Genomic DNA, 24,934 nt, shown 5'->3' on the forward strand with positions numbered 1-24,934 from the left:
CCGCCGGGACGCGCGGTCAGTGGCCGACCCAGGCCATCGTCGCCGCCACCATGGCCCGGACACCTGTGTCGAGCATGGGCTGGAGCACGGGGGCGAAGTGCGGTGAGTGGTTGTCCGGGAAGTCGGCGGCCTGGGTGCCGGCCGCCTCCGACCTGGCCCATGCCTCGGCGTCGAAGGCGCCGAACCCCCAGTAGCAGTAGGGGATCCCCCACGCCCGGGGCAGCTCGGAGAAGTCCTCGGACCCCATCTCCGGCTCGAAGACGCGCACGTTCTGCAAGCCCAGCTCGGCGACCAGCGCCCGGTGGACCTCCTCGGTGGCCCCCTCGTCGTTGTCGGTGACCGGGAGGTGGTCGTACGTCTCCACCTCGGGGTCCGGCGCCCCCCACGCCGCGGCCTCGGCCCGCGCCGTGCGGTCGATCACCTCGAGGCAGTGTCGAGCGACGTCGTCGTCGTAGGTGCGCACGGTGCCCTCGACCACCGCGTGCGCGGGGATGATGTTGGTCTTCGTCCCCGCCGCGATGCGCCCGACGGTGACGACCGCGGTGGCGCGGGGGGAGACCTGCCGGGAGACGACGGTCTGCAGGCGCATGACCAGGGAGGCCGCCATGACGACGGGGTCGATCGCGGTGTGCGGGGACGAGCCGTGACCTCCCTTGCCGTGCAGGGTGATCCGGAAGTCGTCGCAGCTGGCCATGATCGGTCCCGCGGCGATCTGGACCGAGCCGGCCGGCCCGGGGAGGACGTGCTGGCCGAGGGCGACGTCCGGCCGCGGCAGCCGGTCGACGAGGCCGTCGGCGACCATCGCCTCGGCCCCGTTGTCCTGCTCCTCGGCCGGCTGGAACACCGCGACGAGCGTGCCGCGCCAGGCGTTCCGCTCCGCCAGAAGCAGCCGGAGCGCGCCGAGCAGGGTCGCGACGTGGGTGTCGTGGCCGCAGGCGTGCATCACGGGGACGCGCTCGCCCTGCCGGTTGTTCGCGAACACCCGGGAGGCGTAGTCGAGACCGGTGTCCTCCAGCACCGGGAGCCCGTCCATGTCGGCGCGCAGCAGCACGGTGGGGCCGTCCCCGTTGCGGGCGACGACCGCCACCCCCGTGCCGCCGATCCCGGTGACGACCTCCAGGTCCTGGCCCTGCGGCAAACCGCGCACCTCCTGCACCACCCGGGCGGCGGTGGCCTCCTCGGCCATGGACAGCTCGGGGTGGGCGTGCAGGTGGCGGTAGAGGTCCTCGAGCCAGGGACGGATGCCGGGCAGCCCGGACAGGACGCGCGCGGTGGGGGAGGTCATGGCCCCATCGTGGCAGGCTGGTCGGCGTGACCGCGAGAGTGATCCACACCGGCCAGGCCCTGGTCGACGTCGTGCTGGAGGTGCCCCGGCTCCCGGTGCGGGGTGGCAACGTCAACGCCACGAGCTACACCCGCTACGCCGGGGGCGCGGTGAGCATCCTGCTCGCCGCCGCGCGCACCGGGGCCCCTGCCGTCCACGCCGGTGCGCACGGCACGGGGCCCAACGGCGACCTGGTGCGCGCCGCCCTGGCCGCCGAGGGCGTGCGGGTGACGGCGCCGCCCGTGCCCGGGGAGGACACCGGCATCTGCGTGGTCCAGGTCGAGCCGACGGCCGAGCGCACCTTCGTGACCACCTACGGGGCGGAGCGGCGGATCAGCGTGGACTCGCTCGGCACCAGCGCCCCGGTGGCCGGTGACCTCGTCTGCGTCACCGGCTACAGCCTCTACGCGCCGACCCGGGACCCCTTGCTGGCCTGGCTCGAGGGGCTGGCCGCGGGGGTCGACGTCGTGCTGGACCCCGGTGCAGCGTTGGCCGACCTGCCGGACGTCGCCCGGCGGGTGCTCGCCCTGACCGACGTGTGGACGTCGAACGCCGAGGAGGCGCTGGAGCTGTCCGGCGTCGAGGACGTCGAGGCCGCGTGCGCGGCCGTCGCGTCCCACCTCCCCGACGGTGCCGTCGTCGTGGTCCGGGATGGGCCCGAGGGGTGCTTCGTGCGGGAGGGCGGTGAGACCACCTACGTGCCCGGGTACCCGCAGACGCCGGTGGACACCAACGGCGCCGGGGACGCGCACACCGGGGTGCTCTGCGCCGAACGGGCCCTGGGGACGCCCTGGGTCGAGGCGGCACGGCGAGCCAACGCGGCCGGCGCCATCAAGGTCACCCGGCGGGGCCCGGCGACCGCGCCGACCCGCGCCGAGGTGGACGCGTTCCTCGCCGGGCAGCGCTAGCTGCCCGCCCTCGGTCGCAGCTGTTCCGCACCCCCACTCACGCCTCCCATGGCTGTGCTCGGCTGTCGTGTCACGGTGATCGCCCCCGCGACGTCTGTGGCACGACAGCGCCGGACATCGATGCGGGCGAGGGCCTCGGGCCGCCCAAGGTCACGAATCGGTCACGAAGGGTCGGCGCGCACAACAATCCCTCCCTCTGCGACGTCATGAGGGTATGGGCGGCGGTCGGTCGCCCGACGGAGAGCAAGGGGAGCGCTCATGACCACGCACGTCCACCCGCACCGGGCCCCGGCCCGACCGATCACCGACCACGCCAGGCACCCGCTCGACCACTCGCCCGAGGTGCTGCTCGCCCTCGCAGCCGTGCTCGTCGTCGTGGCTGGCCCGCTGGCCCAGGTGCTGGCGCCGGACAACCCCGCGGTGGCCGCGACGGCCGCCCTCCTGCTGCTCGTGGGCATGGTGCTGGCCGCCACCGCCGCCGTGCGGCTGCTGCGCGACCGCGGTTGAGCGACGGCCGGGGGGACGCGACGACCTACCCCTCCGCCTGGCCGGGGGACCACGGGACGCCGAACCGCCCCCGGTGCGCGACCTCCTGGAGCGGCCGGCGCCGACGCGTCGTCGCGGAGCCCTGCGCCTGGACGGACAGGTCGGGCGCCGGGTGCCCGAGGGCGACGACGCCCACGACCCGCCGCTGCTCCGGGACCCCGAACGCCTCCTTCACCGTCTCCTGCCGTGGCGGCGGGACCCCGAAGTAGAGGGCACCCAGGCCCTCGTCCACCGCGGTGAGCAGCATGAGCATGGCGGCCATCCCGTTGTCCACGTCCCAGTAGGGCACCGGCCACCGGGCCACGTCCCCGTCCTCCCAGCCCTTGTCGGGCTCCGCGTAGCGCGACAGGTAGGCCCCCGGGTCCGAGCAGCACAGGATGAGCACCGGCGCCGCCGACACCCCCCGCAGCCACCGGTCCGGGTGCGACCCGGGGTCCGTGGTGACCTCCCAGAACAGCTCGCGTGACCCCGGGTCGTCCAGCACGACGAAGTCCCACCCCTGGCTGAACCCGGCGCTCGGCGCCCGGACGGCGTGCCGCAGCACCCGGTCGACGACCCCCTCGGGCACCGGCCGGTCCGGGTCGAAGGCCCGCACCATGCCCCGCCGCCGGACGACCTCGCGCAGCTCCATGCCGGGCATCGTGACACCCGCCGCGCGTTCCTGCACAGCGACGCCGCGTCGTGAGACGCTAGCCGCGACAGAGGCGGAAGGGGGAGTGTGAGCCACATCACCCCCAACCATGGGCGGGCGTCCGGCGTCCCAGAGAACATGACGACCTTCGCGCTCGAGCACCGCCCCGCACGGGTTCGTGCGCGCACCCGGACGGTGGTCGACGTCGACGCCGCCGTCCGGGAGGTCTACCTGGCCCACTTCGGCGCCCTGGCCGGCTGGGCGACGCACCTCGTGGGGGACCGCGACCTGGGCCACGACCTCGCCACCGACGCCTTCGTGCGGCTGATCAACAGCTGGCCCGGCGTGGACCAGCCGCGCCCGTGGCTCTACACGACCGTGGGCAACCTCGTGAAGGACCACTGGCGCAAGCGCGGGCGCGAGCGGGCTTCCTACCAGCGGTTCCAGGGCGGGCTGGACCCCGAGACCGCGGTGGCGCACGGTCCCGACACAGCGACGTCGCTCTCGGTGCGGGAGGCGGTCGAGTCGCTGCCGGACCGGTTGCGGCTGGCCGTCCTGCTCCACTACTTCGCCGACCTCACCGTGACCGAGGTCGCACGCCAGCTCGGCAAGGCCGACGGCACCATCAAGCGAGACCTGCACGAGGCCCGGGCCCGGCTCGCCGCAACCCTGGAGAGTGCCCGATGAGCAATCACGACGACCGCGACCGTCAGGTCGAGGACTTCTTCGAGACCCACCGCTCCCGCGTCGTGGAGCACCAGGCCGACGACGAGACCTGGGAGGCGATCAGCCTGCGCGCCCGGGAGGCACGCACCCGCTCCCGGGGTATGTGGTTCCTCGGGGGCGCCGCGGCCGCGTCGGCGGCGGCGGTAGCCACCGCGTTCGCTCTCTGGGGCTCGGGCCCGGGTGCGCAGCCGGCTGCTCCTGCGGGGCCGGGTCAGACCGACGTCCAGCCCTCGGACCAGGGGCAGGGCGGGGAGCAGCAGCCCGCGGACCCGCCGGGGACGGATCCCCCGACCGCTCAGGAGCCGACCGCGCCGGAGCCGACACCGCCGGGGGAGACCGCCGACCCTGGCGACGGGACGACCGACGGGGAGTCGGGCGACCCCGAGCCCTTCACGCTGACCGCGCCCGACCCGGACGTCGACGTCTGGTACGTGATGGAGCCGACGGGGGAGGAGAGCGACCTGCGCGTGGCGCAGTTCGAGTACGCCCCGAGGCCGACGGACGGGCTCGCCGTGGGGCTGGCAGTCAGCGAGGACGCGGGGAAGTCCTGGGACCTGCGGGTCGATCTGGGCTTCGGGGACAACGCCTCCGTCGCCGCCCGGGACAGCATCTGGACGTGGGGCAGCATGGGTGAAGGCCCGCAGGGAATGTTCCGCTCCGACGACCGCGGGAGGACGGCGGTCTGGGTGCCGACCCGCGGTCTGCCGATCGGCGTCGAGACCTTCCGCTCGACCCTGGTCGTGGTGACCGCTGGATGCGAGGGCGATGAGGACGACAGCTGCGCGGAGGTCGTCATCACCGACGTCACCACCAACGACGCCACCAGCGGGCGCCGGATGGCGACTCTGGAGGGTCTCTCGCCCGGGGGCCCGGATCTCACCAACGGTCTTCCCCTCCCAGAGGGTTGGACGCCCAACTCCGGCCTGGCACCGAGCAAGGCATTCACGTCGTCGACCCCGAGGGCCGGCCTGGGTGCGACCTACGACGCGGTCTACGTGAGCTACGGGAACGCGACCTACCGGATCGCCGACGGGGAGGAGGTGGCGACCGTCGTCGAGCCACCGGACGCGGGGTGCTGGATCGACACCGCCCCCGACAGCGCGGACGGTCTCGTGAGCTACTGCTGGGACACCGACCGGATCTTCACCTCGGCCGACGGCGGCTCGAGCTGGGAGGAGGTCGCGACGGTCGAGGGCGAGGAGGTCCTCGGGCTCGCCAGCAACGACGGGACCCACCTCGTGCTCGCCACCGACGGCGGTGTCCACGTCGGAGTCGGTGGCGAGTGGGACCGGACCCTCGACGCCACGGGCGAGTACCTCGTCGACGTCCGGGCCCTGGGCGGGGAGACCTTCCGTTATGGCGGACCGTACGCCTACGGCGGGGAGTTCCCGGCCTTCTCGGCCCGGTGGACGAGCGACGACGGCGGCCGCACCTGGACCGAGCAGCCGAGGATCGTCCTGCCATAGTGGCCTCATGACCGCGCAGTCGGAGCTGCCCCCCGGCTACCCCCAGGAGTGGGAGGCCGACGTCGTCCTGGCCGACGGGATGGTCGCGCACGTCCGCCCGATCGTGCCGGACGACACCGAGGCCATCCACGAGTTCCACGCGAACCAGTCGGAGGAGTCCATCTACCTGCGCTTCTTCGCCCCGATCAAGCGCCTGTCCGACCGTGACGTCCACCGCTTCACCCACGTCGACTACTCCGACCGCGTCGCGCTCGTCATGCTCATCAACAACCGGCTGGCCGGCATCGGGCGCTACGACCGCATCGATCCCGGCGGGACCGTCGCCGAGGTCGCGTTCAACGTGTCCGACCACCACCAGGGTCGCGGGATCGGCTCGGTCCTCCTCGAGCACCTCGCCGACATCGGGCGGGAGTCCGGGGTGCGTCGGTTCGTCGCCGACGTGCTCCCGCAGAACCGCAGGATGATCGGTGTCTTCAAGGACGCGGGGTATGGCGTGTCCCACGCCTTCGACGACGGCGTCATCGCGGTCTCCTTCGACATCGAGCCCACCGACGCCTCCCGTGCGGTCCGCATGTCCCGCGAGCACCGGTCCGAGGCGCGCTCGATGCGTCAGGTGCTCAACCCGGCCACGGTGGCCGTCATCGGCGCGAGCCGCCGCCAGGGGACGGTCGGGCGGGCCTTCTTCGACGACATCGTCCAGGGTGGCTTCACCGGGAGCGCCTACGCCGTGAACAGCCGTGCCGAGCCGGGCACCCTGATCTCGGGCCACCCGTCCTACGCCTCGGTCGCCGACATCGAGGGCGGGGTCGACATGGCGGTGGTCGCCGTCCCGGCGCAGGACGTCCTCGCGACCGTCGACGAGTGCGCCGCCGCCGGGGTCAAGGCCCTGGTCGTCGCCAGCGAGGGGTTCGCGGAGTCCGGACCGGACGGCGAGGAGCTGCAGCGTCAGCTCCTCGCCCGCGCGCGCGGCCACGGGATGCGGGTGCTGGGCCCCAACAGCTTCGGCCTCATCAACAACGACCCGGCGGTGCGGCTCAACGCCTCGATCGCCGACGTGGGACACCTGCCCAGCCACGGCGGGCTGGGTCTTTTCGCCCAGTCCGGGGCCCTGGGCGTCGCCGTGCTCGCCTCGGCGCAGCGGCGCGGGCTGGGCATCTCCAGCTTCGCCTCCGCGGGCAACCGCGTCGACATCTCCGGCAACGACCTCATGCAGTACTGGCTGGACGACGAGGCGACCACCGCCGTCGGCCTCTACCTGGAGTCGATGGGCAACCCGCGCAAGTTCTCCCGGATCGCCCGCAAGCTGGCCAGCATCAAGCCGGTCATCGTCGTCAAGTCCGGCGGCGGGGGCAGCGGGGCCGGCATCCGGGTGCGCTCCACCCACGAGCGCCCCGAGGCCTTCGGCCAGATGCTGCGCCAGTCCGGTGTCATCCGCGCCGACAACCTGCACCAGCTCTTCGACGTCGCCCAGCTGGTCCAGACCCAGCCGCTGCCGGCCGGCAGACGCGTCGCGGTGGTCACCAACAGCCACGCCCTGGGCGGGCTCGCTTCCGGCGCGGCCCGCTCCCGCGACCTCGAGGTCGTGCACGGCCCGGTCGCGGTCAGCTCCGAGGCGGTGACCGAGGAGTTCCGCCGGGTGGTCGAGGCCGCGCTGGAGGACGAGCGGGTCGACGCGCTCATCGCCTGCTTCATCCCGCCCGTGGCGGACATCGACCCCGACGTGGTGCAGGCCGTCGCCGACGCGGTCGCCACCCACGAGAAACCCTGCGTCGCAACTTTTCTCGGTATGCGCGGGGTCACCCCGGGCACCGGCGTCCCCGCCTACCCCACGCCGGAGGACGCCGTCCGGGCGCTGGCGGCCGCCACCAACTACGCCGACTGGCTGCGCACCGACCGCGGCGAGCGGGTCCGGCCCGAGGGCATCAACCGCCGCACCGTCCACGACATCGTCGAGTCGGCCCTCGCCCGGGCCCCGGGCGGCGCCGACCTGTCGGGCGAGGAGACCACCGAGCTGCTCGCGGCCTACGGGATCGCGATGTGGCCCAGCATCAGCGTGGGCTCCGACGAGGAGGCCGTGGAGGCATACAAGCAGCTGCGCGGCACGGTCGTGCTCAAGGCGACCTCGCCGCTCCTGCAGCACCAGCCCGGCCAGGGGTGGATCCGCACCGGCCTGCGACACCCCAAGGCCGTGGGCGCCGCCTACCGCGACCTCGACGCCATGCTCGCCCCGATCGGCGCCCAGGGCATCGCGCTGCAGCAGATGGCCCCTCCGGGCTCGGTGGCGGTCGACATCACCACCTCCGAGGACCCGCTTTTCGGGCCGGTGGTCGGCTTCGGGGTCGCGGGGCTGCCGGTCGACCTGCTCGGGGACGTCTCGCACGGCTTCCCCCCGCTCACGGACGTGGACGTCGTCCGGCTGGTCAGCTCGATCCGGGCGGCACCGATGCTCGACGGCTACCGCGGCGCAATGCCGGTCGACCACGGTGCCCTGCACGACCTCATCGCCCGGGTGTCCGTCCTGGCCGACGACCATCCCGAGCTCGCCTCGCTGCGGCTCAACCCGGTGATGGCGCACCAGGACGGCATCGAGGTCCTGGGCGCGCACGCGCGGGTGGCCCCCGCACCGACCCGCACCGACGCCGAACGGCGGGCGATGCTGGCCTGAGGGGAGTGGCACGATGGGCCCCATGGTCCGTCGCCTGAGGTCACCGCTGCCCGACTCCCTCGTCACCGACATCGAGGAGGCGGGCTACCTCCCGGCCGTCGTGCACGACGTCGTGCTCACCGCTGTGGGCCGCGACCAGGTCGTCAGCCACCTCGTGCACGCGGAGACCACCTTCGACGAGCAGGCCGTGCGCAACCACCTGACCGTCCTCGTGCTGACCGACCGCCGCCTGGTCATCGCCCACGCCGACGACCACGAGGGGCCGGAGCGCCAGCGGATGGCGACGGCCACGAGCGAGACCGTGCCCCTGCGCCAGGTCCGCGGCGTCATGCTCACCCACGTCGTGCCCGACCCCGAGAACTACGACGGCAGCCTCGACGGGCGCGCGATCACGCTCACCCTCGGCTGGGGGGCCGTCTCCCGGGTCGACCTCCTGCCCGGGCTGTGCGAGGACCCGGAGTGCGAGGGCGACCACGGCTACGAGGGGACCATCTCCAGCGACGACATCTCGCTGCGGGTGGCGGCCGAGTCAGACGGCGTCGACCGGCTCGAGCGGGCGCTGGCCTTCGCCCAGGAGCTGTCCGCCCGGCTGGGCCGGTGAGCCGGGAGGTCGCCGAGGCCCGTCAGCGATACCAGCCCCCGGGCCCCGGCGAGGGGCTCGCCTCCGTCCTGCCCGCCGCCCTCCTGGCCCTCGGCGCGGGGCTGCCCGACGGCATACCCGAGCCGCGGTGGCAGCTGCCGCAGACCCGGCGGGTCGTCGTGGTCCTCGTCGACGGCCTCGGGTCGCGCCAGCTCGAGCGGCGCACCGGGCACGCCCCGTTCCTGCGCACCCTGGGGCCGGCCGTGCCGGACGCCCGGTGCGGCTTCCCCTCGACGACCGCCACGAGCCTGTCGAGCCTGGGGACCGGCCGCGGCGCCGGCGACCACGGGGTCATCGGTTGGCAGACCGGCCTGCGCGGTGGGCAGCAGCTCCTCAACCACCTGTCCTGGAAGGGCGGCCCCGAACCGACCCGCTACCAGCCGCACCGCACCCTCCTCCAGGAGGCCGGCCGCCGCGACGTGACGGTGACCACGGTGTCCCGGGGCACCTTCGACGGCTCCGGGTTCACGCGGGCGGCCCTGCGGGGCGGGGGGTATGCCGCGGCCGAGTCCGCGCAGGAGCGCACCGAGGGGGTCCTGGCGGCGCTGGGGCAGGCCGGGCGGCGGGGGAGGGCGCTCGTCTACGCCTACTGGGACGAGGTCGACAAGGCGGGTCACGTGCACGGTCCGGGCTCCCTGGAGTGGGGGGAGGCGGTGGAGGCGGTGGACCGGTTCGTGGCCGGGGTGGTGCAGGCCGCGCCGGAGGGGACCGTGGTCGTCGTCACCAGCGACCACGGCATGACCGAGGCGCCGCTGTCCCGGCGGCGCGACCTCGCCCTGGGCGACGTCCTCGACGAGGGGGTCTCGCTGCTCGCGGGAGAGCCGCGCGCCCCGCAGGTCTGGTGCGTCCGCGGTGCCGCCACCGACGTGGCCGCGACCTGGCGGGCCGAGCTGGGCGAGGACGCCGTCGTCCTGACCCGGGACGAGGCGGTCGAGGCCGGCTGGTTCGGACCCGTCCGCGAGGGCGTGCGGGAGCGCCTGGGTGACCTGGTGGTGGCCATGCTGGGGGACGCGACGGTGCTCGACTCACGCCTCCTGCGGCCGGAGGTGCTGCGGCTGCGAGGCCACCACGGCTCGATCACCGACGCCGAGACGGCGATCCCCCTGCTGGTCCACCAGGGGTGAGGGACCGGGTGCGGGTCGGGTGGGGGCCGGGTGACACGGGAGGCGGCTCGGCGCCCGTCCCACGGCTCCGTAGACTGCGCGGGTGGCTGAGCTCGTCTTCTTCACCGGCACCATGGACTGCGGGAAGTCGACGCTGGCCCTGCAGATGGACCACACGCACTCGACGCGGGGCCGGTCCGGGCTGCTGCTGACCCAGCACGACCGGTCGGGGGAGGCCGTGCTGTCCTCGCGCCTGGGTCTGACCAAGCCCGCGCTCGAGGTGGACGACGACCTCGACCTCTGGGACCTCGTGGTGGAGCAGGTGACCAACGGGCGCCGCGTCGACTACCTCATCTGCGACGAGGCCCAGTTCTACACCCCCGACCAGGTCGAGCAGCTCGCCCGGCTGGTGGACGAGATGGGGGTCGACGTCTTCGCCTTCGGGATCACCGCGGACTTCCGCACCGAGCTGTTCCCCGGGTCCCGACGCCTCATCGAGCTGGCGGACCGCACGCAGCAGCTGCAGGTCCAGGCCTTGTGCTGGTGCGGGCGCCCGGCCACGGTCAACGCCCGCGTCGTCGACGGCGTCATGGTGGTCGAGGGTGAGCAGGTGGTGGTCGGCGACGTCGCGGGCACGGACCAGGGCCCGGTCCCGACCGTCGAGTACGAGGTCCTGTGCCGACGCCACTACATGCGTCGGATGCACTCCTCCGCCGCCCGGGCCCAGGCGATCTCGACCGACGTGCTGCCCTTCGACCTCGACCTGTGCGCGCTGCCCACGTCCTCGGCCGGGCGGGCGGACGGACCGGCCGACTGACGGCTGACCGACGTGCAGGGGTCGTTCAGCGGCGCCGGTTGCCCGACCCGAACATGATGTCGTCCCAGCTGGGCACGCTCGTGCGGCCCTTGCGCCGGGCGCCGGCGTCTGTCTCGTCCTCGGGAGCGGCGTCGGCTGTGGCCTGGCTCCCGCCCGCGGCGGCAGGCGCCCCGGCGTCCCCGTCGGCCTCGTGCCCGCCGTGCTGGCCGGTCGACACGTCACCCTGCGCACCCGGCTCCTCGTCCGGACGGCCACCCGCGAGAGAGTCGACGTCGTCGTCCGGCGCGTCGGCCCCGTCCAGATCCTCGGCGTCCAGCTCCTCCTCGTCGACGTCATCCTCGGCGTCCAGCCCCGTCTCGTCGACGTCCTCCTCATCCGTCCCGAAGAACTCGTCGAAGCTCACCTCGAGGGGGTCGGCGGTCCGGGCGTAGGTGCCCTCCGGCTCCGACTCCCCGTCAGACCCGTCAGGACCGCCCACCGCAGCGGGCAGCTTGGGGATGCGCAGCCGGCGGCGCTCCCGCCGCCGTCGGGCGGACGGGTCCTCCGGGGTTGCGTCGTCGCCGTGCCCGGGCTCGCCGTGGCCGGCCCCGTCGTGCCCGTTCCCGTCGTGCGGGCCCCCGTCGTGCGGGCCCCCGTCGTGCAGACCCTCGCCACCGGGCGCCACGACGGGCGAGGGTGACTCGGCGGCCGACCCCCGGGAGTGCGCGGCCGGCGGGTCGCCCTGCTGCGCGTGGTCGAAGTCGAAGTCCTCGATCGGCAGCACCTCGTCGACGAGCTCGCCACCGGCCCCGGGAGCGCCCGCGGAGGGGTCCTGAGCGTCGTCCTGCCGTTCCGTACCCTCCGTGCGCCGCGGCCGCCGCGTCGCCGTGCGGCGCTGCCGCCGGGCCCGCATCGTGGCCATCAGGTCGTTGGCCTCGTCCGTGCCGGCCGCCGTCCCGAGCAGGGGGTGCCCGGCCAGCCCGCCGGGCAGCGCCTGCTCGTCCTCGCTGAGCCACCGGGCCTCGTCGTCCAGCGCCTCCAGGGAGCGGTCGGGGACGGCGTAGTGCCAGGCCGCCCGCCGCTCGCGCCCCCCGGCGCTGAAGACGACGAGCACCGTCCACGGGCCCTGCGCCTCGGTCCGGGCCGCGTCCCAGGCGATCTCCTCCGACCGCACCCCGCGGGTCTGCAGGCGCTCCCGCACCCGCCGCTCCAGGGTGTGGGACCCGTCGGTGCGTCCCTGGGCGCGCACGGCGGCGGCGCGCGCCAGGCCGACGACGTGCTCGCGCTCGGCGAGCACCGGCCCCTCGAACCGCTGCACCCGCGCCAGGTCCCAGCCCGTCGCCGAGGCGACCTCCTCCGCCGTCTGCCCGGCGCGGATCATCGACTGGACCTCGCGGGGGGTGGCGGCCGAGCCGGTGCGCTGCGGGGTGGGTGCGTGGGGGCGGGCTCGCAGCGCCGCCCGCAGGCGGTCGTCCACGGGAACGGCATACCGGGTGCCGTCGTCGGCGACCACGACGAGGCGACCACCGTCGTCGAGCTCGGTGAACTGGAGCTGCTGCATGGTTCACCACTGTGCCACCCGCAGCCCCGCCGGACCGACAGGGCACGCCGCCGGGGCGGGTGGTTACGCTGAGCTGGCCATGACCGTGCCGCCCGAACACGCGCTCCTCGCGCTCGACGTCGTGGGCATCTTCGTGTTCGCCATCTCCGGCGGACTGGTCGGCATCCGGGCCCGGCTGGACCTCTTCGGCATCGCGGTCCTGGCCTGGGTCACCGGCCTGGGGGGCGGCATCATCCGCGACGTCTTCCTGGGTGACCTGCCCCCGGTCGGCATCTCCAACCCGTGGTACGCCGGGAGCGTCCTCGCCGCCGGGGTCGTCGTCGTCCTCCTCCTTCCCCGCCTGCGCGAGCTGCGCCGCCGCAACCCCGACGTCCGCCTCGGCTACATCACCCGCCTCGTCAAGTACCTCGACGCCGTCGGGCTCGCCGTCTTCGCCGTCTCCGGCGCCGCCAAGGCGGTCGACCTCGGGGCGCCGCCGCTGGCCTGCGTCTTCGTCGGGGGCATCACGGCCGTGGGCGGGGGCGCCCTGCGGGACGTGCTCGTCGGTCAGGTCCCCGAGGTGCTGCGGCGCGAGGTGTATGCCGTGCCCGCCGTCCTGGGCGCCGTGGTCGTCGTGCTGGCGGACGCGCTCGACGCGCTCGGCCCCGTCGTCCTCGTGCTGTCCGCCGCCCTCGTCTTCGTGATGCGCGTCACCGCCATCGTCCTCGACCTCAACGTCCCCACCCCCCGCCCGACAGGAGCCAACCCATGACGCAGCCGACCGTGGACCCCGCCGACGAGACGAGGACGGCCAGCGGTCCGGGGGCCGACCTGCCCCCCGGGCCGGTCGAGCCCGTCCGGGCCACCGAGGACGAGGTGGTGGCCGAGCTCGAGGAGGGCCTGTCCCGCGAGGACGACACCCGCCTCTTCCCCTACCAGGCGGTGGTCCTCACCTCCTTCGGCGGACCGGAGGCCCCCGAGGAGGTCATGCCGTTCCTGCGGCGGGTCACCGCCGGTCGCGGGATCCCCGACGAGCGCCTCGAGGCGGTCGCCGAGCACTACCTGCACTTCGGGGGGCGGAGCCCGATCAACGACCAGAACCGGGCCCTCGTCGACGCCCTCCGGGAGGAGATGGAGCGACGGGAGATCTCGCTGCCCGTCCTCTTCGGCAACCGCAACTCGGAGCCGTTCCTCGTGGACACGCTGCGGCAGGCGGCCGAGGAGGGGATGACCTCGGTGCTGGCCCTGACCACCAGCGCCTACTCGTGCTACTCCTCGTGCCGGCAGTACCGGGAGGACATCGCGGCGGCCGTCGACGAGCTGGCGGCCGAGGGCCGCACGGTGCACGTCGACAAGGTGCGGCAGTACTGGAACCACCCCGGCTTCTCCCGGGCCAACGCCCGGATCGTCACCGAGGGCGTCCGGGCCGTGCGGGAGCGCACCGGCACCACCCCGCACGTCGTCTTCGTCACCCACTCCCTGCCGACCGCCATGGACGACACCTCCGGACCCGGCGACAGCGAGGGCAACCTCTACTCCTCCCAGCACCGCGAGCTGGCCGCCGCCATCACCGCCGAGGTCGCCAGCACCCTGGGCGCCGAGGTGGGGCACGACCTGACCTACTGCTCGCGGTCCGGTCCGCCGAGCCAGCCCTGGCTGGAGCCGGACGTCAACGACCACCTCCGCGCGCTGCACGGCCGGGGCGTGGAGCACGTCGTCCTGGCGCCGATCGGCTTCGTCTCCGACCACATGGAGGTCGTCTTCGACCTGGACACCGAGGCGCAGGAGACGGCGCAGGGGCTGGGGATGGACGTCCTGCGCGTGCCGACGGTGGGGACCGACACGGAGTTCGTCGTCGGCCTGGTCGACCTGGTCCTGGAGCGGGCCGCTCAGGCCCGCGCCGAGGACGTGCCGCTGCCGACCTGGCCGGGCAGCGACCCGCGGCCCGCGGTCTGCCTGCCCGGCTGCTGCCCGAACCTGCGGGTGGCCAAGCCTGCCGCCTGCGGCAGCGACTGAGCGTGAGGGCCCCCGACCCCACCACCGTCCCGCTCGAGGACCGGGCGGCGCTCGAGGCCCTCGCCGTCGACCTCGCCCAGGCGGCTGGCGCATTGGTGCTCGACGAGAGGCCCGACCACACGGTCGTGCACCACACCAAGAGCACCGACCTCGACGTCGTCACGGTGATGGACACGCGGTCCGAGCGGTTGCTGCGCGACCGGATCGCGGCCGTCCGCCCCGACGACGGCATCCTCGGCGAGGAGGACGGCCACACCTCCGGCAGCTCGGGGCTGACCTGGGTGCTCGACCCGATCGACGGCACCGTGAACTACCTCTACGACCTCCCCGCGTATGCCGTGTCCGTCGCCGTCGTCGTCGGTGACCCCACCGTCCCGGGTGCGTGGACGAGCGTGGCCGGCGCGGTCGTCAACCCCCGCACGGGGGAGACGTTCTCGGCCCACGCGGGCGGCGGTGCCCGGTTGGCGACGCGCGGACCGGGGGGCGCACGGCATACCGCGGACCTGGCGGTCTCGGGCGCGGCCGACCTGGAGGGACTGCTCGTCGCGACGGGGTTCTCCTACGACCGGGAGGCCCGGGTCCGGCAGGCGGCGACGGTCGCCCACCTGCTGCCCCGCGTCCGCGACATCAGGCGGATGGGCGCGGCGGCCCTGGACCTGTGCCACGTCGCCGCCGGCCGCGTCGACGCCTACTACGAGCGCGGGGTGAGCGCGTGGGACGTCGCGGCCGGGGTGCTGCTCGTCACCGAGGCCGGCGGTCGGGTGAGCGGCGCCTCGCCCGACTCCCCGCCCTCCGGCGACCTCGTCGTGGCCGGCGGCCCGACCGCCCACCGGGCGCTGCTGGAGGCGCTCGCGGAAGCGTGAGCGGCCCGGTTCGCGCCGGGGACCGTCCATAGGGCACAATCCGCCCGACAGCAGGGGCGAGTGCGCCGTCCGGTGCCTCGGGCACAAAACCGGTGCCCCACGCGTTCTGGACCGCTGACGACGCTTCACGAAGGACTTTCGAAGGAGAGGACATGGCGACCGACTACGACGCCCCGCGCAAGACCGACGACGAGCTCAACGAGGACTCCCTGGAGGAGCTCAAGGCGCGGCGCAACGACAAGAGCTCCGGTCAGGTCGACATCGACGAGACCGACCAGGCGGAGGGGTTCGAGCTCCCGGGGGCGGACCTGTCCAACGAGGAGCTGTCCGTCCACGTGCTGCCGCGGCAGCAGGACGAGTTCACCTGCTCCCGCTGCTTCCTGGTGCACCACCGCAGCCAGCTCGCCAAGGAGGTCGGCGGGCTGCCGGTCTGCTCCGAGTGCGCCGCCTGACGCCCGGATGCTGACCGTCCCCGTCGCGCTGCGACGCCTCGACCCCGCGCTGCCGGTGCCCCGGCAGGCCCGGGAGGGGGACGCCGGGGTCGACCTGCACGCGCGCGAGGACCGCACGCTGGCGCCGGGGGAGCGCGCCCTGGTCCCGACCGGCGTGGCGATCGCCCTCCCACCGGGGTATGCCGCGTTCGTCCACCCGCGCAGCGGGCTGGCCGCGCGGCACGGGGTGTCGATCGTCAACGCGCCGGGGACCGTCGACGCGGGTTACCGTGGGGAGATCCTGGTGAACCTGGTGAACACCGACACCCGGGAGGCCTTCTCCGTGCGACGTGGCGACCGGATCGCGCAACTCGTCGTGCAGCAGGTGGCCACCCCGGTGTTCGAGGTGGTCGACGAGCTGCCCGGCTCCGAGCGGGGTGCCGGCGGCCACGGGCACACCGGTACGACCAGCGACACCGATCCGACCGGCGCGCCCGTCGGGCGCGCGACCGCTGATCCGCGTGATCAGCACGACCTGGAGGACTGAGTCACCCGTGGGACTGTTTGGCCGGAAGAAGAACGCGTCCGTGGACGACGTCGACGTGCTCGTCGGGGACGGCGCGGACGACGTCATCCGTCCCGAGCCCGCGCCGGGGGAGCCGGGCGTGGACCGGGACTGGGACCGGGCCGGTGACGGGCCCTACGACGTGGCCGAGTGGCCCGACCTCGACGGACGGGTCGACCTGGGCGCGCTCCGGCTGCCGGCCGTCGCGGGCATGCAGATGCGGCTCGACATCGAGCAGGGCACCGGCCGGGTCGTCGGGGCGACGGTCACCTTCGGCGCCTCGCAGGCCCAGGTCCAGGTCTTCGCCGCCCCCCGCACGCTGGGCCTGTGGGACGAGCTGCGGCCGGAGATCGCCCGGGGCCTCGTGGACGCCGGTGGCGCGGCCGAGACGGTGAAGGGCGTGATGGGCAAGGAGCTGCACGCCCGGATGCCGGGGCGAGCCCCCGACGGGAGGGTCGCCTTCCAGCCTGCGCGCTTCCTGGGGATCGACGGGCCGCGCTGGTTCCTGCGCGTCGTCGTCAACGGCCCGGCGGCCGCCGACGACGCCCAGATGGCCCCCGTCCTGTCCTTCGTCCGGAGCATCGTGGTCCGGCGCGGGGACGAGCCCCGCCCGCCCCGCGAGGTGCTCGAGCTCACCGCGCCCCAGGGGGTCCTGGAGGCCGCGGCCAAGCAGGCACAGGCCCGCCGCGAGCAGGCGGCCCGCGCCGCGGCCGAGCAGGTCGCGCAGCAGGCGCCCTCCCTCGCCCGGCAGGACGCCACCCAGCTGGCCGGCATCCGCCGGGGTGCCGGTCCGGCCTCGAGCCCCGACGGTGGCTCGACGGACGGTGCCGGGCGGCACCGTCCGCCCGAGGCTGCGCCCACCGAGGCGCCGAAGGCGCCCTCCAACCCCGAGTTCACGTGAGCGCTGCCGGGGAGCAGCTGCCCGGCGCGGGGGCCGGCTCTGACGGCCGTCCTGTCGCCGGGCTCGCCGAGGCCACCGTCGAGCAGGTCATCCGCCGCCGGGTGAGCGACGCCCTCGGCGGCTGGTACGGGTCCCTGGAGACCGCCCTGCCGACGGTCGCCCTCGTCGTCACCTGGCTGGTCACGGACTCCGTGCGGTCCGCGGTCGTCGCGGCCGCCGCGCTCCTCGTCGTCCTCGCCGTCGTGCGGCAGCTCCTCGGCGGGTCCTGGCGCTTCCTCGGCTCGGCGGTGGTGGCGACCGCCCTGGCCGCCTTCTTCGCGCTGCGATCCGGGCAGGCCGAGGACGCGTTCCTGCCCGGCATCATCATCAGCGCCCTCTACGGTGTGGGTGCCCTCGTCTCCATCCTCGCGCGCTGGCCCCTCGTCGGCTTCATCGTCGCGATCGGGGACCCCGACTTCGCCGAGCGGCCCGCGGCGTGGCGCCGCGACCGCGGCCTGGTGGCCGTGTGCAGCCGTCTGACCTGGGTGCTGGTCGCCCTCTTCACGCTGCGCATCGCCATCATGCTGCCGCTCTACCTCGCCGGTGAGGTGGCCTGGCTCGGGGTTGCCAAGATCGGGCTCGGCTGGCCCGCCTACCTCCTCGCCATCGTCGTCATGGGGATGATGCTCGCGACCGGTCACACGCGCCAGACGGACGACGGCGGAGGGGCCGACGACGTGACCGAGCGCATGCTCTCGGCGAGCCTGGAGCGCGAGCAGGATGAGCACCGCGAGCGCTGACCCGCCCGGCGGCCCCCCGGGGGCTGCCGGTCCCGCCGTCGGGGACGTGCTCGTCGTCGACGTCGGCCCGGTCGCCCACGGCGGGCACTGCGTGGCCCGGCGCGACGGGGACGGCCTGGTCCTCTTCGTCCGGCACACCCTGCCCGGGGAGCGCGTCCGGGCACGGGTCACCGAGCTGGGGCCGGGGGGCCGGTTCGTGCGCGCGGACGCCGTCGAGATCCTCGTCCCGTCGCCCGGCCGGGTGGTGCCGCCGTGCCCGTTCTCGGGGCCGGGGCGGTGCGGCGGCTGCGACTGGCAGCACGTCGCGCTTGGGGCGCAGCGCGACCTCAAGGCCGCGGTCGTGGCCGAGCAGCTGGTGCGCCTCGGCGGCTTTTCCCCCGAGGCGGTCTCCGCGCTCGGGATCACCTGCGAGGCGGTCCCCGGCGACGTCGACGGCCTGCGGTGGCGGACCCGGGTCGAGGTCACGGTGGCCGTCGGTGCCGACGGGCGCCGGGCGAGCGGCCTGCGCCGGCACCGCTCCCACGAGGTCCTCCCCGTGGACGACTGCCGCATCGCCACGCCGGAGGTCCTGGCGACCGGCGTCTTCGACGGGCCCGGCACCCACGACGCCGCCGTCGCGCTGGACGCGGTCGCCCCGTCGGTGGGCGACCCGGTCGTCGTGCCGCTCGTCCTCGCCGCGCCGCCGCGACCGCGTCGTGGGCAGCGCCCCCGCGGCCGGGCCGCGACCCGGCGGGCGGCGGGGAAGCGGCATACCCCGGCCCCGGCCGGAGAGGTGCCCGAGGTGACCGAGCGGGTCGGCCCGCACGAGTTCACCCTGTCCGCCCGGGGCTTCTGGCAGGTGCACCCCGGCTCGGCGGCGATCTTCACCGAGCAGGTGCTGGCGTGGCTCGACCCCCGGCCGGGGGAGCGCGCTCTCGACCTCTACTCCGGCGTGGGGCTCTTCGCCGTGCCGCTCGCCGACGCGGTGGGTCCCGGCGGCAGCGTGCTCGCGGTGGAGGCGGACCGGACGGCGACCCGGTCCGCCCGGCGAAACCTCCAGGGTCGCCCCTGGGCGGACGCCGTCGCCGAACCGGTCGAGAGCGCTCTGGCCCGGCTCGTCGCGGTCGACGACCGCCCCGACGTCGTGGTCCTCGACCCGCCCCGCAGCGGCGCCGGCCGCAAGGTGGTCGAGGCGCTGGGTCGCCTCGCCCCCCGGGCGGTCGTCTACGTCGCCTGCGACCCCGCGGCCCTGGCCCGGGACCTCGCCACCGCGCGGGCCGTGGGGCTGGAGCTGGCCGCGCTGCGGGTGCTCGACGCCTTCCCGATGACCCACCACGTCGAGTGCCTGGCCCTGCTCGTGCCCACGGCCGACCCGACGGACTGACGCACCCCCCGCCGGTATGCCGTGGCGCGGCCCCGGCGGACCGTGACCGCGTGCGCCGTGGCCGGGTGCGGCAGGATGGGGGCGTCCGCCCGCGTGCCGCCGGTTGCCCACCGGCGGCCGGATGAGATATCTTGATGTCAAGATAAATAGCACGGTGAGCGAAGGAGCGAACGTTGAGCACGAACCCCGACAGCTTTGGTGCCAAGGGCACGCTGGAGGTGGGTGGCCGGAGCTACGGCATCTACCGGATCGGCGGTCTGGACGGGGCCGCGACGCTGCCCTACTCGCTGAAGGTCCTGCTGGAGAACCTCCTGCGGACCGAGGACGGCAAGAACATCACCGCCGACCACATCACCGCGCTCGCCGGCTGGGACGAGGCCGCCGAGCCCGACACCGAGATCCAGTTCACGCCCGCCCGCGTCGTCATGCAGGACTTCACCGGCGTGCCCTGCATCGTCGACCTGGCGACCATGCGCGAGGCGATGGTCGACCTGGGCGGCGACCCGACGAAGATCAACCCGCTGGCCCCCGCCGAGCTGGTCATCGACCACTCCGTCATCATCGACGTCTTCGGCCGCTCGGACGCCTTCGAGCGCAACGTCGAGATCGAGTACCAGCGCAACGGCGAGCGCTACCAGTTCCTGCGGTGGGGCCAGACGGCGTTCGAGGACTTCAAGGTCGTCCCCCCGGGCACCGGCATCGTGCACCAGGTCAACATCGAGCACCTCGCCCGGACCGTCATGACGCGCGAGGTCGGCGGGGAGCTGCTCGCCTACCCCGACACCTGCGTCGGCACCGACTCGCACACCACGATGGTCAACGGCCTGGGCGTGCTGGGCTGGGGCGTCGGCGGCATCGAGGCGGAGGCAGCCATGCTCGGGCAGCCGGTGTCGATGCTCATCCCCCGCGTCGTCGGCTTCAAGCTCTCCGGCGCGATCCCCGCGGGCGCCACCGCGACCGACGTCGTCCTGACCATCACGGAGATGCTGCGCGAGCACGGGGTGGTCGGCAAGTTCGTCGAGTTCTACGGGGACGGCGTCGCCCAGGTGCCGCTCGCCAACCGGGCCACGATCGGCAACATGAGCCCGGAGTTCGGCTCCACCTGCGCGATCTTCCCGATCGACGAGGTCACCCTCGAGTACCTGCGCCTGACCGGTCGTTCGGACGAGCAGGTCGCCCTGGTCGAGGCCTACGCCCGCGAGCAGGGGATGTGGCTGGAGCCCTCGGGCAACGCCGAGGCGCGCTACAGCGAGCGCCTCGAGCTGGACCTGTCCACGGTCGTGCCCTCGATCGCCGGCCCGAAGCGACCCCAGGACCGCATCGCGCTGTCGGGGGCCAAGGAGCAGTTCCACGCCGACCTGGCGAACTACGCCGACGGTGGCGGGTCCGTGCAGAGCGAGGTCGACCTGGAGCTCGCGGGCACCTTCCCCGCCTCCGACGCCCCCTCGCACGACGCCCGCGACGACGACCACGGCAACGGTCACCCGCACCACGCGGAGCCGGCCGCGCCCGGCGTGCGGCGCGCGAGCAACCCGGTGCCGGTGACCATCGCGGGCGAGGAGGCGTCCGTCGACCACGGTCACGTCGCGATCGCCTCGATCACCTCCTGCACCAACACCTCCAACCCCTCGGTGATGATGGCCTCGGCGCTGCTGGCCAGGAACGCCGTCGAGAAGGGGCTGTCGGTGCCCCCGTGGGTCAAGACCTCGATGGCACCGGGGTCGAAGGTGGTCACGGGGTACTTCGAGAAGGCGGGCATGTGGCCCTACCTGGAAGCCCTGGGCTTCCACCTCGTCGGCTACGGCTGCACCACGTGCATCGGCAACTCCGGCCCGATCATCGACGAGGTGTCGGCCGCCGTGAACGAGAACGACCTCGCCGTCGTCTCGGTGCTCTCCGGCAACCGCAACTTCGAGGGCCGGATCAACCCCGACGTGAAGATGAACTACCTGGCCTCCCCGCCGCTCGTCATCGCCTACGCGCTCGCCGGGACGATGGACTTCGACTTCGACACCCAGCCGCTGGGCCGCGGCAAGGACGGTGAGGACGTCTTCCTCAAGGAGATCTGGCCCTCGCCCGAGGAGGTCGAGTCCACGATCGCGACCTCGATCAGCAGGGACATGTTCACCGAGGACTACGCCGACGTGTTCGCCGGTGACGAGCGCTGGCAGTCGCTGCCGACCCCGGCCGGCGACACCTTCGAGTGGGCCGACGACTCCACCTACGTCCGCAAGCCCCCCTACTTCGAGGGCATGCAGGCGCAGCCAGCTCCGGTGGAGGACATCAGCGGGGCGCGGGTGCTGGCCCGGCTGGGCGACTCGGTCACGACCGACCACATCAGCCCCGCGGGCTCGATCAAGGCGGACAGCCCCGCGGGGCGCTACCTGGCCGAGCACGGGATCGACCGCAAGGACTTCAACTCCTACGGCTCGCGCCGAGGCAACCACGAGGTGATGATCCGCGGCACCTTCGCCAACATCCGGCTGCGCAACCAGCTCCTGGACGGCGTCGAGGGTGGCTTCACCCGGGACTTCACCAGGGACGGCGGGCCGCAGGAGACGATCTACGACGCCGCGCAGAACTACGCCGCCGCCGGCACGCCGCTGGTGATCCTGGCCGGCAAGGAGTACGGCTCCGGGTCCTCGCGCGACTGGGCGGCCAAGGGCACCCGACTGCTGGGCGTCAAGGCCGTCATCGCCGAGTCCTACGAGCGCATCCACCGCTCCAACCTCATCGGGATGGGCGTGCTGCCCCTGCAGTTCCCCCAGGGTGAGACCGCCGAGTCCCTGGGGCTCGACGGCACCGAGATCTTCTCGGTCAGCGGCGTGACGGCGCTCAACGACGGTGGCGTCCCCCGCACCGTGAAGGTCACGGCGGCCAAGGAGTCCGGCGAGTCTGCGGAATTCGACGCGGTGGTGCGCATCGACACCCCCGGCGAGGCCGACTACTACCGCAACGACGGCATCCTGCAGTACGTCCTGCGCTCGCTCGTGGGCGCCTGACGCCCGAGCCCGGCCCTGGGACGCCCCGTCGACCACCCGGTCGACGGGGCGTCCGCGTGCAGCGGTCCACCTCCGGCCCGACGGTCTGGGGAATGCCGGGGACGGCCCCGGGGTTAAGATAGGTGACACGTCATACACTGAGGAGCGTCATGACCCTGCAGTCCACCAGCCCAGACCGTCTCGCCGCCGACACCACGATGGGTCCGGTCACGCTCGACGTCGCCGACCTCGCCGGCATGACGGCGTTCTACCGTGACGTCATCACCCTCCAGGTGATCTCCGAGGAGGGCCCCGTCGTCACCCTCGGCCGCGGGACGACACCGGTGGTGCACCTGCGGCACAGCCCGCAGCTGCGGCACGCCACGCCCGGGTCCGCAGGGCTGTTCCACACCGCCATCCTCTTCCCGACCCGGACCGCCCTCGCGGCCGTGCTGGCCTCGGTCGCGCAGCAGGCGCCGCAGCGGTTCACCGGCAGCGCCGACCACCTGGTCAGCCAGGCGTTCTACCTCGACGACCCCGAGGGCAACGGGATCGAGCTCTACTGGGACCGCGACCGGACGCAGTGGAGCTGGGTGCACGGGCAGGTCGAGATGGCCACCCTCCACCTCGACCCGAACGACTTCCTCCGCCAGCACCTCACGCCGGAGGCGCTGCAGGCGCCGGGCTCCTCGGACGCGGTCGTCGGCCACGTCCACCTCTCCGTGGGGGACACCCGCACCGCTCGCGAGTTCTACGTCGACCGGCTCGGTTTCGACACGACCGCCGAGCTGGGCAACCAGGCGCTGTTCGTCAGCGCCGGCGGCTACCACCACCACATGGCGATGAACGTCTGGACGAGCCGCGGCGCGGGCCGGCGCTTCCCCACGCTGGGCCTGGGGCAGGTCGACATCGAGCTGCCGACCAGCGACGACGTCGGCGCGCTGACGGAGCGGATGCGGCACGTGGGTGTGCAGGCCGCCGACGACGGGCGCACGGTCTCCTTCGAGGACCCGTGGGCCAACCGCATCCAGGTCCGCGTCGCCGGGTCATGAGCGCCGCCGCGGGTGGGAGGGTGAGCCGGTGACCGACTACGGCCACGACGTGCGGCTCGGCATCTTCCCGACCCCTGACGCGGCGGACCCGCAACGGGCGGTCGACCTGGCGGTCCTTGCCGACAGCTCGGGTCTGGACCTGGTCAGCATCCAGGACCACCCCTACAACGCGGGGCATCTCGACACCTCGACGCTGCTCACCTGGATCGCCGCCCGCACGACCAGGGTGCGCCTCTCGCACAACGTCGCGAACCTGCCGCTGCGGGCTCCGGTCGTGCTCGCGCGCACCATCGCGACGCTGGACCTGCTCTCCGGCGGACGTGCCGACCTCGGCATCGGCGCCGGTGCCTTCTGGGACGGGATCGTGGCTGCGGGCGGCCCTCGCCGGAGCCCGGGGGAGGCCGTCGACGCGCTGGTCGAGGCGATCGACATCGCCCGCCAGCTCTGGCGGGGCGAGGGCTCGGTGCGGGCCGAGGGCGAGCACTACCGGGTGCGAGGCCTGCGCTCCGGACCGCAGCCGGGCGGGAGCCCGGGCATCTGGGTCGGGGCCTACGGGCCGCGGATGCTCGGCGTCACCGGGCGCCTGGCCGACGGGTGGCTGCCCAGCATGGGCTACCTGCCGCCCGCGCGGCTGGCGGAGGCGAACGCGCGCATCGACGAGGCTGCGGTCAGGGCGGGCCGGGCGCCCGAGGACGTCGTGCGCCTCTACAACGTCCACGGGACCCTCGGGCAGAGGCGCGGTGCTGGCGACGGGCTCCACGGCCACGCCGAGGACTGGGCCGAGCAGCTCGCGGCGCTCGTGCTGGAGGAGGGCATGTCCTCCTTCGTCCTCGCCACGGACGACCCGGTCACGGTCCGGATCTTCGCGGAGGAGGTGGGGCCCGCGCTGCGCGATCTCGTCGACACCGGCCGGGCGGTGGACGGGGACAGGGACATGGACAGGGTCGAAGCGGCCGGGGGAGCCCGGCCCGCCCCGGGGGCCGGGACCGCACCGGTGGAGGTGGGCGTCAGTCCCACGCCCGACGACGGCACGCGGCTCACCGGCGAGCTGGCGTGGGACGAGGCCGCCCGCCCGAGGACCCCCTCGCCCGCCGGCGCGCCGACGGCCTACACACGTCAGCAGCTCGCGGCGCCCCAGCACCTCGTCGACGTCCACGACCACCTGCGCGCTGAGCTCGCGCGGGTGCGCGACGTCGTGGACCAGGTCCGCCGCGGACACCTCGAGGTCGGCCAGGCGCGCTCGGTCATCAACACGATGGCGATGCGCCAGAACAACTGGACGCTGGGGGCGTTCTGCGAGTCGTACTGCCGGATGGTGACCGGGCACCACACCCTCGAGGACCGGTCGGTCTTCCCGCACCTGCGCCGCTCCGAGCCGGGCGTGGGGCCGGTGCTCGACCGGCTCGAGGAGGAGCACGAGGTGATCGCCGACGTGCTGGACCGGCTCGACCGGGCCCTGGTGGAGCTCGTCGGGCAGGACACCTACGGGCAGGCGGGGAGCGCGGCCCTGGACGAGCTGGGCCGCAGCGTCGACCTGCTCACCGACACGCTGCTCTCACACCTGTCCTACGAGGAGCGCGAGCTGGCCGGGCCGCTGGCTCGCCACGGCCTCGCCTGACCGTCGCGCCCCGCCCCACC

Annotated in this window: 22 protein-coding genes; 19 read left to right on the forward strand and 3 right to left on the reverse strand. The window is 74.1% G+C overall.

Going from position 1 to position 24,934, the window contains the following annotated elements; genetic code table 11:
* Window positions 1–16: 16 nt before the first annotated feature.
* Window positions 17–1,285 (reverse strand): amidohydrolase, encoded by a 1,269-nt coding sequence (locus tag D4B81_RS01370; RefSeq protein WP_122260728.1) that lies wholly within the window; start codon window positions 1,283–1,285, stop codon window positions 17–19.
* Window positions 1,286–1,311: 26 nt separating this feature from the next.
* On the opposite strand from D4B81_RS01370, the gene D4B81_RS01375 reads away from it, so the two are divergent.
* Together D4B81_RS01375 and D4B81_RS01380 are read left to right on the forward strand one after the other, a co-directional pair.
* The gene (locus D4B81_RS01375) at window positions 1,312–2,232 is read left to right on the forward strand and encodes a PfkB family carbohydrate kinase (protein WP_237565739.1); all 921 of its coding nucleotides are present in this window, start codon (window positions 1,312–1,314) and stop codon (window positions 2,230–2,232) included.
* Between the two features lie 258 nt (window positions 2,233–2,490).
* On the forward strand, window positions 2,491–2,739 hold the full coding sequence (locus D4B81_RS01380) for a hypothetical protein (protein WP_122260730.1): 249 nt from the start codon (window positions 2,491–2,493) through the stop codon (window positions 2,737–2,739).
* Between the two features lie 25 nt (window positions 2,740–2,764).
* Here the strand turns inward: D4B81_RS01380 and D4B81_RS01385 are convergent, their stop codons facing one another.
* Window positions 2,765–3,409, reverse strand: coding sequence for a nitroreductase family protein (locus D4B81_RS01385; protein ID WP_122260843.1), 645 nt, complete (start codon window positions 3,407–3,409; stop codon window positions 2,765–2,767).
* An 87-nt stretch (window positions 3,410–3,496) separates the two neighbouring features.
* Here D4B81_RS01385 and D4B81_RS01390 point away from each other — a divergent pair, with 87 nt between their 5' ends.
* From D4B81_RS01390 to D4B81_RS01415, 6 genes are all read left to right on the forward strand, one after another.
* Complete coding sequence (locus tag D4B81_RS01390) at window positions 3,497–4,096, forward strand: RNA polymerase sigma factor (RefSeq protein ID WP_202613519.1); 600 nt, start codon at window positions 3,497–3,499, stop codon at window positions 4,094–4,096.
* Window positions 4,093–5,601, forward strand: a complete 1,509-nt coding sequence (locus tag D4B81_RS01395; protein WP_122260732.1) for a hypothetical protein — start codon at window positions 4,093–4,095, stop codon at window positions 5,599–5,601. Before D4B81_RS01390 ends, D4B81_RS01395 begins: the two co-directional genes overlap by 4 nt.
* Before the next feature lie 7 nt (window positions 5,602–5,608).
* Entirely contained in the window at window positions 5,609–8,266 is a 2,658-nt protein-coding gene (locus D4B81_RS01400) for a bifunctional acetate--CoA ligase family protein/GNAT family N-acetyltransferase (protein WP_122260733.1), read from the forward strand.
* A 22-nt stretch (window positions 8,267–8,288) separates the two neighbouring features.
* The gene (locus D4B81_RS01405; RefSeq protein ID WP_097186981.1) at window positions 8,289–8,867 is read left to right on the forward strand and encodes a DUF5998 family protein; all 579 of its coding nucleotides are present in this window, start codon (window positions 8,289–8,291) and stop codon (window positions 8,865–8,867) included.
* On the forward strand, window positions 8,864–10,030 hold the full coding sequence (locus tag D4B81_RS01410) for an alkaline phosphatase family protein (RefSeq protein ID WP_122260734.1): 1,167 nt from the start codon (window positions 8,864–8,866) through the stop codon (window positions 10,028–10,030). Before D4B81_RS01405 ends, D4B81_RS01410 begins: the two co-directional genes overlap by 4 nt.
* A gap of 82 nt (window positions 10,031–10,112) precedes the next feature.
* Entirely contained in the window at window positions 10,113–10,826 is a 714-nt protein-coding gene (locus D4B81_RS01415) for a thymidine kinase (RefSeq protein WP_122260735.1), read from the forward strand.
* A gap of 25 nt (window positions 10,827–10,851) precedes the next feature.
* On the opposite strand, the gene sepH is transcribed toward D4B81_RS01415, so the two are convergent.
* Entirely contained in the window at window positions 10,852–12,366 is a 1,515-nt protein-coding gene (gene sepH, locus D4B81_RS01420; protein ID WP_122260736.1) for a septation protein SepH, read from the reverse strand.
* Window positions 12,367–12,445: 79 nt separating this feature from the next.
* On the opposite strand from sepH, the gene D4B81_RS01425 reads away from it, so the two are divergent.
* From D4B81_RS01425 to D4B81_RS01475, 11 genes are all read left to right on the forward strand, one after another.
* Window positions 12,446–13,117 (forward strand): trimeric intracellular cation channel family protein, encoded by a 672-nt coding sequence (locus tag D4B81_RS01425; protein WP_122260737.1) that lies wholly within the window; start codon window positions 12,446–12,448, stop codon window positions 13,115–13,117.
* Complete coding sequence (locus tag D4B81_RS01430) at window positions 13,114–14,361, forward strand: ferrochelatase (protein WP_122260738.1); 1,248 nt, start codon at window positions 13,114–13,116, stop codon at window positions 14,359–14,361. Before D4B81_RS01425 ends, D4B81_RS01430 begins: the two co-directional genes overlap by 4 nt.
* Window positions 14,362–14,363: 2 nt before the next feature.
* Window positions 14,364–15,224 carry an inositol monophosphatase family protein gene (locus D4B81_RS01435; RefSeq protein WP_237565740.1) on the forward strand — a complete coding sequence of 287 codons (861 nt, stop codon included), beginning with the start codon at window positions 14,364–14,366 and terminating at the stop codon, window positions 15,222–15,224.
* Between the two features lie 152 nt (window positions 15,225–15,376).
* On the forward strand, window positions 15,377–15,676 hold the full coding sequence (locus D4B81_RS01440; RefSeq protein WP_097186395.1) for a DUF4193 domain-containing protein: 300 nt from the start codon (window positions 15,377–15,379) through the stop codon (window positions 15,674–15,676).
* 7 nt (window positions 15,677–15,683) lie between these two features.
* Window positions 15,684–16,202 carry a dUTP diphosphatase gene (gene dut / locus D4B81_RS01445; RefSeq protein ID WP_097186394.1) on the forward strand — a complete coding sequence of 173 codons (519 nt, stop codon included), beginning with the start codon at window positions 15,684–15,686 and terminating at the stop codon, window positions 16,200–16,202.
* Window positions 16,203–16,209: 7 nt separating this feature from the next.
* Window positions 16,210–17,121 carry a DUF3710 domain-containing protein gene (locus D4B81_RS01450; RefSeq protein WP_161964951.1) on the forward strand — a complete coding sequence of 304 codons (912 nt, stop codon included), beginning with the start codon at window positions 16,210–16,212 and terminating at the stop codon, window positions 17,119–17,121.
* Window positions 17,118–17,900, forward strand: a complete 783-nt coding sequence (locus tag D4B81_RS01455; protein WP_122260740.1) for a DUF3159 domain-containing protein — start codon at window positions 17,118–17,120, stop codon at window positions 17,898–17,900. The genes D4B81_RS01450 and D4B81_RS01455 overlap by 4 nt, the downstream gene beginning before the upstream one ends.
* Entirely contained in the window at window positions 17,881–19,263 is a 1,383-nt protein-coding gene (locus D4B81_RS01460; protein WP_122260741.1) for a class I SAM-dependent RNA methyltransferase, read from the forward strand. The genes D4B81_RS01455 and D4B81_RS01460 overlap by 20 nt, the downstream gene beginning before the upstream one ends.
* Window positions 19,264–19,436: 173 nt before the next feature.
* Window positions 19,437–22,265 carry an aconitate hydratase gene (locus D4B81_RS01465; RefSeq protein ID WP_122260742.1) on the forward strand — a complete coding sequence of 943 codons (2,829 nt, stop codon included), beginning with the start codon at window positions 19,437–19,439 and terminating at the stop codon, window positions 22,263–22,265.
* A gap of 149 nt (window positions 22,266–22,414) precedes the next feature.
* Entirely contained in the window at window positions 22,415–23,296 is an 882-nt protein-coding gene (locus tag D4B81_RS01470) for a VOC family protein (protein ID WP_122260743.1), read from the forward strand.
* 28 nt (window positions 23,297–23,324) lie between these two features.
* On the forward strand, window positions 23,325–24,914 hold the full coding sequence (locus D4B81_RS01475) for an LLM class flavin-dependent oxidoreductase (RefSeq protein WP_122260744.1): 1,590 nt from the start codon (window positions 23,325–23,327) through the stop codon (window positions 24,912–24,914).
* Window positions 24,915–24,934 lie beyond the last annotated feature (20 nt).

Source organism: Ornithinimicrobium cerasi, assembly GCF_003702705.1.
Taxonomy (GTDB): Bacteria; Actinomycetota; Actinomycetes; order Actinomycetales; family Dermatophilaceae; genus Ornithinicoccus; species Ornithinicoccus cerasi.